Genomic DNA, 13,838 nt, shown 5'->3' with positions numbered 1-13,838 from the left:
TGCGGCCACCCTTGACCTCCGATTTCACAGTACAGCTAGACCAGCATGGCGCCTGGCGTGCGGCCACGGCACAGCGCCTGCGCGACCTGGCCGCCTGGCTGACTCGCCATGAGCTGGCGGATGGGCCGATCGCATCGCGGCTGGAGCAGACGGCCGACGGCCTGAGCCACGATCGGCTCATGGTGGCTTTCGTGGCGGAGTTCTCACGCGGCAAGTCCGAGCTGATCAATGCGCTCTTTTTTGCCGGGCATGGCCGTCGCATCGTGCCAGCCAGCGCCGGGCGCACCACGATGTGCCCGACCGAACTGGCCTTCGATCCCGACCTGGTGCCCTGCGTACGCCTGTTGCCCATAGAGACGCGGCTTGAGCCTCGGCCGCTGGCCGATTGGCGCGCGGTGCCCGAGGCCTGGACGGAGCTGCCGCTCGACTTGGCCGATGCCGACCAGATGGCGCGCACGCTGGAGACCGTGGCCCAGGTGCGCCGCGTATCGCAGGCCACGGCGCGCGGGCTGGGTTTCTGGAGCGATGAGTTGGCCGACGAAAACCCGGTGCCAGGGGCCGACGGATTGGTCGAGGTGCCGATGTGGCGCCATGCCCTGGTCAACATCGATCACCCGCTGCTGCGGCGTGGCTTGGTGGTGCTCGATACGCCTGGGCTCAACGCCATTGGCGCCGAGCCCGAGTTGACCGTCAACCTGCTGGCCGAGGCGCACGCCACCGTTTTCCTGCTGGCGGCTGACGCTGGCGTCACCCGCTCCGATCTTGCCCTGTGGCGCGACCATCTGGCGCCGGCCGAAGGACTGCCGGACGCCGGCCATTCACACCTGGTGGTGCTCAACAAGGTCGATGTGCTGTGGGACGAGCTCAGTACGCCGCAGCATATCCAGGCCCAGACCGAGCGGCAGCGCGCCAGCTCCGCAGCGCTGCTGGGCCTGCCGCCAGGGCGGGTGATCCCGGTCTCGGCGCAGAAAGGCCTGGTCGCGCGCATCAAGGGTGACGATGCCCTGCTGCAGGCCAGCGGGCTGCCGGTGCTGGAAGAAGTGCTGGCGCACGGCATCATTGAGCGTCGGCATTCCATCTTGCACGCTGCTGTGTCGGCGGGCATTGCCCGCATGCGCACGGAGGCGGCGCGCCTGTTGACCATGCGCCGGCGCGAGATCGACGACCAGGCGCTGGAGTTGCGCAGCCTGCGTGGCAAGAATGCCAACGTGATCGCCGGCATGCGCCTGCGCGTCGAGCAGGAGCAGCGCGAGTTCGACGCGAGCGAGAAGCGCATCCAGGCCCTGCGTGCCATCCATCAGCGGATGCGGCGCGGGGCCGTGGCCGCACTGCGCGGCAGCGGCGGCCCACCGCAGGAGTTCGCCGTGCTGCTGCAGGCCTTGGGGCGCCCGGGGCTCAAACTTGGAGCCCGCCGCGCCTATGACGAGGCGTTTGCCGGCGTGGCGGCCCGCATCGCGCAGGCGCAGGGGGCGGCACAGGAAATTCACGCCATGCTCGATGCGAGCTTTCGCCAGCTCAATACCGAGCATGGCTTCTCGCTGCAGGTGACGCCAGCCCCCACGCTGGGCTTGCAGATCAGGGAGGCCGAAGGCGTCGGGCAGTCGCACGCGCACTACATGGGCCTGGGCAACACGCTGCGCCTGTCCCAGCCGCAGTTCGCTGGCCGGCTGGTGCGGGCGTTGGCCAGCCGGGTGCAAGTGGTGCTCGACGACGCGGCCAGCGAGCTGGAAAACTGGAGCCGCGCCGCAGCCGCGCCGGTCGACACCCAGCTGCGTGAGCGCCGCCAGGGTTTTGTGCGGCGCATCGAGGCCATCGACCGCATTCAGCAGGCCGCATCCGGCCTGGGCGAGCGCATGGCCGAGCTGGAGGCGCAGACCATCGACCTGGCGCATCTGGAAACCCAGGTGCAAGCATGGGTGCAGGCCTTTGCGACACCACCGGTGCATCTGGCCCAGCCGGCGGAGCTCGCCGCCGCATGAGTCCACCGGAGCAGGGTTTTGCCGCCCGCGTGGTGGCGTGGCAGTCTACGCACGGCCGCAACAGCCTGCCTTGGCAGAACACGCGCGATCCCTATCGGGTGTGGCTGTCCGAGATCATGTTGCAGCAGACGCAGGTGGCCACGGTGCTGGATTACTTCCCGCGTTTTCTGGCCCGGCTGCCGGATGTCCGGGCGCTGGCAGAGGCACCAGCCGATGTGGTGCTGGGCTTGTGGAGCGGGCTGGGTTACTACAGCCGCGCACGCAACCTGCATCGTTGCGCGCAGCAGGTGGTCGAGCGCTTTGGCGGTGAGTTTCCGCACAGTGCGGCACTGTTGGAAACGCTACCGGGCATAGGCCGTTCGACGGCTGGGGCGATTGCCTCGTTCTGCTTTGGTGAGCGCGTGGCGATCCTGGACGCCAACGTCAAGCGGGTGCTGACGCGGGCGCTTGGGTTTGCCGGCGACCTGGCGCGCCCGGTACATGAGCGAGAGCTGTGGGACGAGGCTACCCGCCTCCTGCCCGAAGGCTCTCCCCAGTCGCTGCACGCCAGCATGCCGCGCTATACCCAGGGCCTGATGGATCTGGGCGCCACGGTCTGTCTATCGCGCAAGCCTACCTGCCTCTTGTGCCCGGTACAGCAGGGCTGCGTGGCCCAGGCGCAGGGGCGGCAGGAAGACTACCCGGTGCGCACGCGCAAGCTGCGGCGCAGCAGTGAGTCCTGGTGGCTGTTGCTGGCGCGCCAGCCGGACGGCCGGGTCTGGCTGGAACGGCGTCCCGCCAAGGGCATCTGGGCTGGCCTGCATTGCCTGCCGGTGCATGGCCAGCGGCAGGACCTGGAAGACACGCTGCCGCCAATGGCGCAAGACCGGGCGCAGGAGCTGCCAGTGTTCCTGCATGTACTCACGCACAAGGATTTGCATCTGCACCCAGTGCTGGTCCCGCTGCCGCTGGGCGCGCAGCCATCGGGTGATGGGCGCTGGGCTTCGCCGCAGGAGTGGGAGGCGCTGGGTCTGCCGGCGCCGGTGCGCAAGCTGCTGCAGCAGTTCGTCTAGCGCGCGTCGAGTTCGCGGTGACGGGTGAGCGTCACCCACTTCTTCGAGAACTCGGCCGCCAGTTGCTCTGCCAGGTAAACCGAGCGGTGTTGGCCACCAGTGCAGCCTATGCCCACGGTGACATAGCTGCGATGGTCGCGGGCCAGGGTGTCAAGCCAGCGCGACAGGAACTGGCCGATGTCATCGAACATGCGGGTGACCTCGCGCTCGGCCCGCAGGAAGTCGGCCACTGGCTCGTCGCGGCCCGTCAGGGGACGCAGTGCAGGCTCGTAGTGCGGGTTGGGCAGCATGCGCACATCGAAAACAAAATCTGCGTCCACGGGCACACCTCGCTTGAACGCGAAGGACTGGAACACCAGCAGCAGCGGCGTGGAAGGCGCGGAGATCACCGCCTTGACATAGGCCTGGAGCTGGGCCGCACGCATGATGCTGGAGTCGATCACATGCGCCTGCTCGCGCAGGTCCGACAGCAGTTCGCGCTCCAGTTCGATTGCCTGCACCAGTGCACGCTGCTGGTCAGCCGTCACCGCGCGTGAGAGGGGGTGGCTGCGCCTTGTCTCCGAGTAGCGGTGCACCAGGGTGTCGGTGCTTGCATCGAGGAACAGCAATTGCAGGCGCACGCCCTGGGCCCGCAGCACCGCAAGCTGCTGTGGCACCAGCGGCAGCGATGCTGCGCTGCGCACGTCCATGGCAATGCCTACGCGCGTGGCGCCATGGCGCTGCTCCAGCGCGACAAAGGGCAGCAGCAATTCAGGGGGCAGGTTGTCGACGCAGTAGTAGCCTGCGTCTTCCAGGGCATTCAGTGCCACCGACTTGCCCGAGCCTGACATGCCGGTGATGAGTGCGATCTCCAGCACCTCGGTTTTGGGTGGCGCGGCGGAAGGGCTACCGACGTGCATTACGCGGCACCTCCTGCGGCGCCGGCCAGCATCTCGCGTGCGTGGGCCAGACTGGTGGGGGAGGGCCGGTCACCGCCCAGCATGCGTGAGATTTCGCCGACCCGGACTTCGCCAGCAACGGCGGCGACGGAACTGGTGGTGACGCCGTCTTCCCCGCGCTGCTTGGCCACCAGCAGGTGGTGGTCCGCGCGTGCGGCCACTTGCGGCAGGTGGGTGACGGCCAGTACCTGCCGGTCGCGACCTAACTGCTGCATCAGGCGCCCGACGGTTTCGGCCACTGCACCACCCACGCCTGCATCCACCTCGTCAAAAATCAGGGTCTGGGCCGTGCCCAGGGCGCTGGTGGTGACTGCAATTGCCAGCGCAATGCGTGACAGCTCACCACCCGAGGCGACCTTGCCCACCGGCCGTGGGGTGCTACCCGCATGGCCTGCGACCAGAAACACCGCGTCTTCCAGGCCGTGCTGCGCCGGTGTCTCGCTCTTCTGTAGAGCCACCTCGAAGCGGCCCCCCTGCATGCCCAGGCCCTGCATGGCAGAGGTGATGGCGCGCGCCAGCCGGGGGGCGGTCTTGGCGCGTGCCTTGGATAGGGCGGCCGCATGGGTCTGGTAGCTGCGCAGGGCTTGCTGCTCTGCTGCTTCCAGGGCGGCCAGATTGGCGGCAGCCTCCAGACGGGCCAGCTCATCGCGCCAGCCGGCGAGCAGCAGCGGCAACTCTTCGGGGGGGCGGCGATAGCGGCGTGCCAGGGACATCCAGAGCCCCATGCGCTCATCCAGCGCGGCGAGCTGCTCCGGATCTGGGTCGGTCTTGCGCAGGTAGGCGTGCAGCGAGTGGGCGGCGTCCTCGGCCTGGGCCAGGCAAGAGGCCAGTACCTCGACCATGGCTGCGAACTCGGGCTCCAGATGCTGCTGATCCTCCAGCAAAGACTGCGCACGCGCCAGGCCCACGGTGGCGCCGAGCTCGTCTTCCTCCAGCGCGGTGAGTGCGCCTTGGGCGCCGTCGAGCAGGGCTTGCGCATGCGACAGGCGCGTGTGGCGCGCGTTGATCTCGTCCCACTCGTCGGGCTGGGGCGCCAGCTTGTCCAACTCGCCGATCTGCCAGAGCAGGCGCTCGCGCTCGCGCTGCAGGCTGTCTTGCGCGCTGCGGGCCTGCTCCAGTGCTTGCCGGGCTGCGCGCCAGGCCTGCCAGGCGGAGGCCAGCGGCTTGGTGTCGACGCCGGCATAGGCGTCCAGCAGGCCGCGCACGGCCTCGGGCCGGGTCAGGCTTTGCCAGGCATGCTGCCCATGGATGTCCAGCAGGTGGTCGCCAACCTCGCGCAGTTGCGTGGCGGTGGCGGGGCTGCCATTGATCCAGGCGCGGCTCTTGCCCTGGGCATCGATGGTGCGCCGCAGCAAGAGGGTGTCGGACACCTCGAAGCCGGCCTGCTCCAGCCAGGAGGCAAGCGACTCGACTCCATCAAACTCCACGCTGATTTCCGCGCGGACGGTTTTCTCGCGTACCACGGTGGCGTCCGCGCGGCTGCCAAGGGCCAGTTGCAGGGCGTCGATGAGAATGGATTTGCCGGCCCCGGTTTCGCCTGTCAGGGCACTGAAGCCACTGCCAAAATCCAGCTCCAGCTTGCGCACGATCACGAAATCGCGCAACGCAATGCGTTTCAGGGCCACGGTATTAGGACCCTCCCTCGTTCCAGTGCAGCTTCTGGCGCAGCGTGTCGAAGTAGCTCCAGCCCTGCGGGTGCAAAAAGCGCACACCGTATTGCGACCGGCGTACCACGACCCGATCGCCATGCAGCAACGAGGCCAACGACTGCATGTCGAAATTGGCGCTGGCATCGCGCCCTGCCACCAGCTCGATCGAAATCTCGGACGAATCGGCGAGCACGATCGGGCGATTGGACAAGGTATGCGGCGCGATGGGCACCAGCACCCAGCCGGCGACAGACGGGTGCAGCATCGGGCCGCCCGCTGACAGCGCATAGGCGGTAGAGCCGGTGGGCGAGGCGATGATCAGGCCATCCGCGCGCTGACTGGCAACGAAGCGGCCATCCACCTCGACCCGCAGCTCCACCATGCCGGAGGTGGCGCCGCGGTTCACCACCACATCGTTCATGGCCAGGGTGTCAAACACACATTGACCGTCGCGCACGACCTGAACCTGCATCAGGCTGCGCGGGTCTTGTTCATAGGCGCCGGCCAGCATCGGCTCCAGCGTGGCGGCGTAGTTGTCCAGCCGGATGTCGGTAATGAAGCCGAGCCGGCCCTGGTTGATGCCGACCAGCGGAATGTCGTAACACGCCAGTTGCCGCGCAATGCCCAGCATGGTGCCGTCGCCACCCACCACCAGAGCCAGGTCGCAGTGGGTGCCAATCTGGGCATTGCTCAGCGCCGTATAGGGCAGGCCGCTGCCGTCAGCGGTGTCTTGCTCCAGCGAAACCTCGCAGCCCTGGTGTTCCAGGAAGCGGGCGATGTCCGCCAGCGCCTCCCGTGCGGTATCAGCCGCAGCGCCAGAAAGCGGCAAATGGTATTTGCCGATCAGGGCGACATGACGAAAGCGGGATTCCATTCACAAATTACATCACTAAAATCATGACATGCTCGATGACCGCGCCAAGTTGCTGCTCAAAGCGCTGGTTGAACGCTATATAGCCGACGGCCAGCCGGTGGGATCGCGCACGCTATCCCGGGCGGCGGGGCTGGAGCTGTCTCCGGCCACCATCCGCAACGTCATGGCGGACCTCGAAGAGCTGGGCCTGATCGCCAGCCCGCACACCTCGGCCGGGCGCATTCCCACTGCTCGCGGCTACCGCTTGTTTGTCGACACCATGCTGACGGCCGAGCGCCCCGAAATGACGGCACCCCGCCTGGCCGCAGACCAGCCGCAGAAGGTGATTGCCAACGCGGCCCACATGCTGTCGAGCCTGTCGCAGTTTGTTGGGGTGGTGATGGCGCCGCGGCGCACCTCGGTGTTCCGGCATATCGAGTTCCTGCGGCTGTCGGAGCGCCGGGTATTGGTCATCATCGTCTCGCCTGACGGCGACGTGCAGAACCGGGTCATCTTCACTGAGACCGACTATGCGCAATCGCAGCTTATCGAGGCCTCCAATATCCTCAATGCGCACTATGCGGGTTTGGCGATCGAGCAGGTGCGCGAGCGCCTCAAACATGAGGTAGAAGCGCTGCAGGGCGAAATCGCCGCGCTGATGCAGGCGGCGGTCAACGCCAGTTCTGAAGCGCTGACGCAGTCGCAGGACGATGTGGTCATCTCTGGCGAGCGCAACCTGCTGGCCGTGACCGACTTCTCCAGCGATATGGGCCAACTGCGCCGGGCGTTTGAGATGTTCGAGCAGAAAACGCAGTTGATGCGCCTGCTGGATGTGTCCAGCCAGGCGGCGGGCGTGCGCATCTACATTGGCGGCGAGAGCCAGATCGTGCCGGTGGAGGAGTTGTCAGTGGTGAGCGCGCCCTACACGGTCGATGGGCAGATCGTTGGGACCCTGGGTGTGATCGGCCCTACCCGCATGCCTTATGACCGCATGATCCAGATCGTGGACATCACGTCCAGGCTGGTCAGCAACGCACTGAGCCACAAGTAAGCTGCTGCCGTCCCTGGTGCGGGGATGGTTGGTAGGGGCTCCGTGAGTCGAACACGGCACCAACGGATTATGAGTCCGCTGCTCTAACCAAGCATGAGCTAAGCCCCCATCCAACTGGCAATTGTACGTTTACCGGATGGGTCGCCAGGGGGCACGCGATGTTCCGCGCGGGATCATTTAAGTATGTCGCCGGATGTGTCGCCTTTCGGGGAGGGAGGCAATGTGTTTGCTTCCTTTCCACCTAATAGGAGTAAGTAAACATGCTCAGCCTGCACACCAATGCCGCATCCCTCTCGACCCAGAACGCCGTGGGCGCTACCCAGAAGGCTCTGAACACCTCGCTCACCCGCCTGGGTACTGGCTACCGCATCAACTCGTCGCAGGACGACGCCGCCGGCCTGCAGATCGCGTCTCGCCTGCAGGCACAAAGCCGCGGCATGGCCGTGGCCCAGAAGAACACGCAAAACGGCATCTCGATGCTGCAGGTCGCCGATGGTGGCTTGGACGAAGTCAACAACATCCTGCTGCGCATGAAGGATCTGGCTACGGAGTCGGCAACGGCATCGGCCACGGCAGACGATCGCACCGCCTTGCAGGCTGAGTTCAGCGCGCTGGGCAAGGAACTGGGCAACATCATGAAAAACACCGCCTTTGGCGGTACGCAGTTGTTCAGCAATGGGACCACGACTGACGGTAGTGCTGGTCTGCTCTCCAGCGCCACCCTGACCTTCCAAATCGGTGCGTCCACGGGCGAAACGATGGTCGTGGATACCGGTACATCACTGACGGCCCTGGCTACCGCACTGGGTGCAGTCAGTGCTGACTACGGCGGTACGGCTGGTACTGAGCTTAACGGCACCAACGCCATCATCGGGACAATCAATGATGCGATCAAGGCTGTCGGTACGCTGCGTGCGGAATTTGGCGCTTCGGCCAACCGCCTCGAGCACGTCTACAACAACCTGGGCAACATGAGCTCCAACACCGATGCTGCCCGTGGCCGCATCATGGACGTGGACTACGCCGCTGAAGCGACCAACTCCACCGCCAAGCAGTTGCAGTTGCAAGCAGGCACGTCTTCGCTCAAGCAGGCCAACAGCCTGTCGCAACTGGTGCTGTCGCTGCTGCAGTAATTCCGGCCCGCCTTGGGCGGTCCCAGTGCGGTGCAGGCAGGTGCACCGCCCCCAGGAGCCAACCGTTCGCGCGGTTGGCTTTTTTTCAAGGTGGTGCTGTGCATGGCTGTGCGGCAGGCGGCATTCAAGCAGAAGGTTCGCATTCATGGCAGTGGAACAGTCAAAGCCGATCGGTGCGGGAACCGCCGTGTCCGTCTATGCGCGCACGTCCGGCCAGTCCGAACAGCCTCGCCCCTGGCCGGCGGCGGGCGAGACGATGCAATTGCGCTATGCCGAGGCGGTGGGCGAGGCCTTGCGGGCCGATACCGCGCAAGGCCTGTCGCTGTGGCTGTCAGGGGCGGGCGCCTGGAGCCGCTCGTTGTCGCCGGGCGATGTGCTGCTGGTGCGCATTCTCAAGGCCGAGCCGCGCATGGAGGTGGAACTGCTGAGCCAGGCCCCGAGCGGGGGCGCGCCTGCCAAGCCGCCTGCGGGCGAGCAGGAGCCTGCTGCCATGCGCTGGGACCAGGCGGGCATGCAGAGCCTGGCGCTACACAAGCCCGACACGGCCATGCTGGCTGCGACCTGGCAGGCATTGCTGCGCCGCCATGGGCAGAGCCTGCAGGTGCCGCGCTCCAATGAATCCACCGCGAGTACCGGGGCTGGCGGCCTTGTGCCGATTGCGACCGCCGCGCAGCCTGAAGCACTGGAGCTCATGGGGAGCGCCTTGGTAAAGCCGTGGCTGTTTCCTGTCTATGCCTGGGGCGGGCTGCCGCTGATGGTGCGTGTCTTCGAGGCCCATGGTCAGGATGCCTTGCGCTGGGTCCGGTCGCCGGGCCGGCGCCGCCTGGGCCTGGTGGTGCTACGCCTGGAGCTGTCGCTGGCCGGTTTGGGGCATGTGCTGATGCAGGTGCATGCGCCAGCGCCGGGTGCCATTGCCTTCCTGCTGCACGTGGACAGTGAGGCCGCTTTGCCGCTGCTGCGCCAGGCGCTGTCACCATTGGTGGTTGCGCTGGCGCGTGCGGGCTTGCGGTTGGTGCGCTGCCGGCTGTCCGCCGGGCCGGTCGGGGCCGCCTATGGCTGGGCCGTGCGGCCACCGCCGTGGGGTGACGCCATGGCGCTGACATCCGACGTGTTCCGCGCAGCATCCGAGGCAGTGACTCTGCTGGTGCTGCACTGGCCGCAGGAGGACGCGGCCCGCTAGCCGAGTGAGCCCACGATGTTGATGTCGCGCTGCTCCGGTATCTCGTTGTAGGAGAGCACGTGCAGGCCTGGTGCGAACAGCCGGGCATAGCGGGCCAGCAGGGGGCGGATCTGTGGCATCACCAGCAGCAGCGGCACGGCGCCCTGTTGCTTCATCTGGGTGCGCGCGGCGGGCATGTTGAGCTGCATCTGCGCCAGCAGGTGAGGGTCGATGGGGTAGTTGTCCAGGGCCACCTTGCCGGTCTGGCGCGCCTGGTTGAGCGCACCAAGCAGCAGGTTCTCCAGATCGCCGCTCAGGTTGAAGGCCTTGAGCTCCTGGGTCTGCCCGAACAGGCCGGCGACGATCTGCCGGCGCAGCGTGCAGCGCACTTCGGCCGCGAGCAGGATCGGGTCCTTGGTGGTTTCCGAGGCCTCCAGCAAGGTGGTGGCAATGGGGACGATGTCGCGCAGCGGTACCAGTTCGGCCAGCAGCACGCGGAACACCTTGAGCAGTTGGCTATGGGTCAACGCCTTCTCCAGCGCGGCCGAGAGTTTGGGCGCCTGCGCTGCGAGTCGCTCAAGGAGTGCCGGAACATCTTCGTGCCGTATCAGCTCTGACAGGTGATCCTGGAGCAGCTTGAAGAGATGGGTGGCGATCACGCTCGGCCCATCCACCACCTGGTAGCCCAGGCCCAGTGCATGGGCCTTGTGCTCGGCCTCGATCCAGGTCACTGGCAGCGCATAGGCGGGTTCCGTGCCGGGGATGCCGTCCAACTGGCCATAGACGTTGGGCGAGGGAATGGCCATGAGCCGATCCTGGAACACCTCGCCCCGGGCAATGGCAGCGCCCCCTAGCAGCACGGCGTACTGGGACGGCTTGAGGGCAAGGTCATCGCGCAGCCCGATCGGTGGCAACAGCAGGCCCATGGCCTCGCTCAGGTTCTGTCTTATGCCCTTGAGCCGCTTGGCCAGTGGCGCGCCATGTGCTGTATCGAGCAAGCTGGCCAGTTTGTAGCCCACCGTGACCGTGACCTGCTCCACGAAAGGCAGGCTGCGCCAGTCCAGGTCGGGCGGCGGGGCGGCCAGGAGGGCGGCTTCGACGGCAGCCGTATCGGCCTCGGCCGGGCGCTTGAGGTGCTGGCCCATGCGCCAGGCCACATAGCCCAGAGCGCCGGCAAAGCACAGGAAAGTCGGCCAGGGCATGCCGGGGATTAGCCCCAGTGCCAGCATCAAGCCGGCGGCGCCGTAGAGCACGGTGGGCGAGGCCAGCAGTTGCGAGCCCACCTGTTGCTCGAACTGGCCTGAATCACTGATGCGGGTGACGATGATGGCTGCCGCCGCGGACAGCAGCAGGGCCGGGATCTGCGCGACCAAGCCGTCGCCTATGGTCAGCAGCGCGTACTGGCGGAATGCGTCGCCAAAGGACAGGTCGTGCATCAGCGCGCCGATGGCCACGCCGCCCACGAGGTTGACGATCAGGATCAGGATGCTGGCAATGGCGTCGCCGCGCACGAACTTCGAGGCGCCATCCATCGCGCCATAGAAGTCGGCCTCGGACGCCACCTCATGGCGCCGCGCCTGTGCCTTCTCCTGGTTGATAAGGCCGGCGTTGAGGTCGGCGTCGATGGCCATCTGCTTGCCCGGCAGCGCGTCCAGCGTGAAGCGCGCCGACACTTCCGATATGCGCTCTGCGCCCTTGGTCACCACGACGAAGTTGATGATCATCAGGATCACGAACACCACCAGGCCGACCACGAAGTTGCCGCCTATCACCACATTGCCAAAGGCCTCGATCACCCGGCCCGCCGCATGCGTGCCCTCGTGGCCGTGCAGCAGCACTACGCGCGTCGAGGCTACGTTGAGTGTGAGCCGCATCAGCGTGGTGGCCAGGATCACGATCGGGAACACCGAGAAGTCCAACGGCCTGCGGCTGTTGACGCTGACCAGGATCACGATCAGCGCCAGCACGATGTTGAAGGTGAACAGAATGTCCAGCACCGCAGGTGGCAGCGGCAGGATGATCATCGCCAGAATCGCCAGCACGAACAGCGGGGTGGCGAAACGGTGGCGCCGGAGTTCGGCGAGCAGTCGGGTGAGGTAGGCCATTGGGGCTTAGGTCAGGTGTTCTGGCACGGCCAGGTCGTTTGGCAGCGCGGGTTGTGTGGGGCGCCGGCCGGCCTGGAAGGCCTTGAGCTGCAGCACATAGCCCAGCACCTGGGCCACGGCTTTGTAGAGCGGTGCGGGAATTTGCTGGTGGACCTGACTGGTGTTGTAGATGGCGCGGGCAAGGGGAGGCAGCTCCAGCACCTCCACGCCATGTTCAGCGGCCACGCGGCGGATGTAGAGCGCCATCTCGTCCAGGCCCTTGGCCAAGAGGAAGGGCGCCTCGGCGCGCTTGTCGTCGTACTTGAGCGCCACGGCATAGTGCTCGGGGTTGACGATGACCACGTCTGCCGTTGGCACGGTTTTGCGGATACCGCGGCGCGCCATCTGCGTTTGCAGGCGGCGGATGCGCTGGCGTACCTCGGGGCGGCCCTCATTGGATTTGTGCTCATCCTTGACGTCGCGCTTGCTCATGCGCTGGCCGCGAAGGAAGACGAAGCGCTGCACCGGCAGATCGATCAGCGCGAAGATCACGAAAACGGAGCAAAGCGCCATCACGCCGTCGAGCAACTGGCCTGCACCGTGTAGCAGGGCCTGGTCGAGCGGCTGCCGTTGCAGCGCCATGAAGTCTGGAATGCCGGTGCGGCAGACGTGCCAGAGCACGGCCAGCAGTGTGCTGGCTTTAAGCAGAGTGGTCAGGAACTCGATCGCATGGCGGGGCGTGAACAGGCGCTTGAAGTAGCCCAGGGGGTTGAGCTTGTCCATGCGTGGGCGCAGGTTGGCGGCACTCATGACCCAGCCCCCGGGAAACAGCGATCCGAGCGCAATCGCCGCGGGAATGACGAAGAGCGGCAGCACCATCTTCACCATCAGCGCCAGGGCATCGGTCAGGACGGTGGAGTGCAGATTGTCCAGCGCCCCCTCGCCATCAAGCGGGGCGATGTCGTGGATGAACAGCTGGCGGAAATCCTCCAGCCACCCTGGGGTGAGCAGCACGATCATCTTCAGGCAGAGCAGGATGCCGATGGCCGTTGCCAGATCGCGCGAGCGCGCCACCTGTCCCTGCTCGCGGGACTTGCGTAGCTTTTGCGGCGAGGCCTTCTCGGTCTTGTCGCCGGTAGAGCTGTCATCAGCCATGCGGTCCTGCCTGCATGATCCGGCGCAGCATCTCCAGTACCTGGCCCGTCATGTGCACATAGTGTTCGGGAACGGTGCGCACCAGTTGCCCGAGCATGAACAGACCGAACACCGTGATGACCGAAAAGCCCAGCGAGAACAGGTTGAGCGTGGGGGCCACGCGATTGAGAAAACCCATGCCTATCTGCACGACGAGTGTCGAGAAAATGATGGGGGTTGCCAGCAGCAGGGCTGCGCTGAACACCCAGGCTACGGCGGCAGGCAGCGTTTGCAGTGCGAGCTGGCTCACGCCGCTGCCCACCGGCCAGGCGCGAAAGCTCGCGCCCACCACGCCGGTGATCACCAAATGGCCGTCAACGGCAAAGAACACCAGCATGGCCAACACCGAGAGCAGGCCGGACACCACGTCCGACGAGGTGCCGTTCATGGGGTCGTTCATGAAGGCCATGGCCAGGCCCATCTGGGAGGACACCAGATAGCCCAGCACCATGATGGCGGCGATGACCAGGTGGAATGCAAGCCCGAGGATGAAGCCGATGACGGCCTGCTCTGCCGTGGCGACGATGCCCCCAAGTGAGAAGGGCGAGATGACTTCCGCCGGCTGGGCCACGGGCAGCATGACCACGGCCAGCACCAGCGACAGCAGCACGCGGACCGTGATCGGCACCATGTTCTCGCCGATCACGGGAGCGGCGCTGAGCATGGCCATGACCCGGCAGAAGGGCCACCACAGCGCCATCAGCATGGCAAGCACCTGGTGTATGAGCACCTGTTCCATGGCGAAG

The 13,838-nt window shown here is 66.2% G+C and carries 11 protein-coding genes and 1 tRNA gene; 5 read left to right on the top strand and 7 right to left on the bottom strand.

The window, feature by feature from the left end:
- The first annotated feature begins 11 nt into the window (after positions 1–11).
- The gene (locus AAFF27_20995) at positions 12–1,979 is read left to right on the top strand and encodes a dynamin family protein (GenBank protein XAH22466.1); all 1,968 of its coding nucleotides are present in this window, start codon (positions 12–14) and stop codon (positions 1,977–1,979) included.
- Positions 1,976–3,031 (top strand): A/G-specific adenine glycosylase, encoded by a 1,056-nt coding sequence (mutY, locus tag AAFF27_20990; protein XAH22465.1) that lies wholly within the window; start codon positions 1,976–1,978, stop codon positions 3,029–3,031. Before AAFF27_20995 ends, mutY begins: the two co-directional genes overlap by 4 nt.
- Here the strand turns inward: mutY and rapZ are convergent.
- Genes rapZ through AAFF27_20975 form a run of 3 tightly spaced genes read right to left on the bottom strand, consistent with a single transcriptional unit; the run spans position 3,028 to position 6,492 of the window.
- Positions 3,028–3,930: an RNase adapter RapZ gene (gene rapZ / locus AAFF27_20985; protein XAH22464.1), complete on the bottom strand. Its 903-nt coding sequence runs from the start codon at positions 3,928–3,930 to the stop codon at positions 3,028–3,030. The two genes, mutY and rapZ, sit on opposite strands and share 4 nt — an antisense overlap.
- A complete protein-coding gene (gene recN / locus AAFF27_20980; GenBank protein ID XAH22463.1) occupies positions 3,930–5,594 on the bottom strand; it encodes a DNA repair protein RecN in 1,665 nt (554 codons plus the stop codon). The genes rapZ and recN overlap by 1 nt, the downstream gene beginning before the upstream one ends.
- A gap of 4 nt (positions 5,595–5,598) precedes the next feature.
- Complete coding sequence (locus AAFF27_20975) at positions 5,599–6,492, bottom strand: NAD kinase (protein ID XAH22462.1); 894 nt, start codon at positions 6,490–6,492, stop codon at positions 5,599–5,601.
- A 28-nt stretch (positions 6,493–6,520) separates the two neighbouring features.
- Here AAFF27_20975 and hrcA point away from each other — a divergent pair, with 28 nt between their 5' ends.
- On the top strand, positions 6,521–7,522 hold the full coding sequence (hrcA, locus tag AAFF27_20970) for a heat-inducible transcriptional repressor HrcA (GenBank protein XAH22461.1): 1,002 nt from the start codon (positions 6,521–6,523) through the stop codon (positions 7,520–7,522).
- 29 nt (positions 7,523–7,551) lie between these two features.
- On the opposite strand, the gene AAFF27_20965 is transcribed toward hrcA, so the two are convergent.
- A tRNA-Ile gene (locus AAFF27_20965) sits at positions 7,552–7,630 on the bottom strand.
- Positions 7,631–7,782: 152 nt separating this feature from the next.
- Here AAFF27_20965 and AAFF27_20960 point away from each other — a divergent pair.
- Positions 7,783–8,655 (top strand): flagellin, encoded by an 873-nt coding sequence (locus AAFF27_20960; GenBank protein ID XAH22460.1) that lies wholly within the window; start codon positions 7,783–7,785, stop codon positions 8,653–8,655.
- Between the two features lie 145 nt (positions 8,656–8,800).
- Entirely contained in the window at positions 8,801–9,835 is a 1,035-nt protein-coding gene (locus tag AAFF27_20955) for a hypothetical protein (GenBank protein XAH22459.1), read from the top strand.
- Here AAFF27_20955 and AAFF27_20950 read toward each other — a convergent pair.
- Genes AAFF27_20950 through fliR form a run of 3 tightly spaced genes read right to left on the bottom strand, consistent with a single transcriptional unit; the run spans position 9,832 to position 13,831 of the window.
- The gene (locus AAFF27_20950; GenBank protein XAH22458.1) at positions 9,832–11,919 is read right to left on the bottom strand and encodes a flagellar biosynthesis protein FlhA; all 2,088 of its coding nucleotides are present in this window, start codon (positions 11,917–11,919) and stop codon (positions 9,832–9,834) included. The genes AAFF27_20955 and AAFF27_20950 overlap by 4 nt on opposite strands.
- 6 nt (positions 11,920–11,925) lie before the next feature.
- Positions 11,926–13,053, bottom strand: coding sequence for a flagellar type III secretion system protein FlhB (locus AAFF27_20945; protein ID XAH22457.1), 1,128 nt, complete (start codon positions 13,051–13,053; stop codon positions 11,926–11,928).
- A complete protein-coding gene (gene fliR / locus AAFF27_20940; protein XAH22456.1) occupies positions 13,046–13,831 on the bottom strand; it encodes a flagellar biosynthetic protein FliR in 786 nt (261 codons plus the stop codon). Before fliR ends, AAFF27_20945 begins: the two co-directional genes overlap by 8 nt.
- Between the last annotated feature and the right edge of the window lie 7 nt (positions 13,832–13,838).

Source organism: Xylophilus sp. GW821-FHT01B05 (assembly GCA_038961845.1).
In the GTDB taxonomy this organism is placed as follows: Bacteria; Pseudomonadota; Gammaproteobacteria; order Burkholderiales; family Burkholderiaceae_C; genus Xylophilus.
Note: the sequence above shows the minus strand (reverse complement) of the source record. Positions and strands in the feature narration are given on the sequence as shown.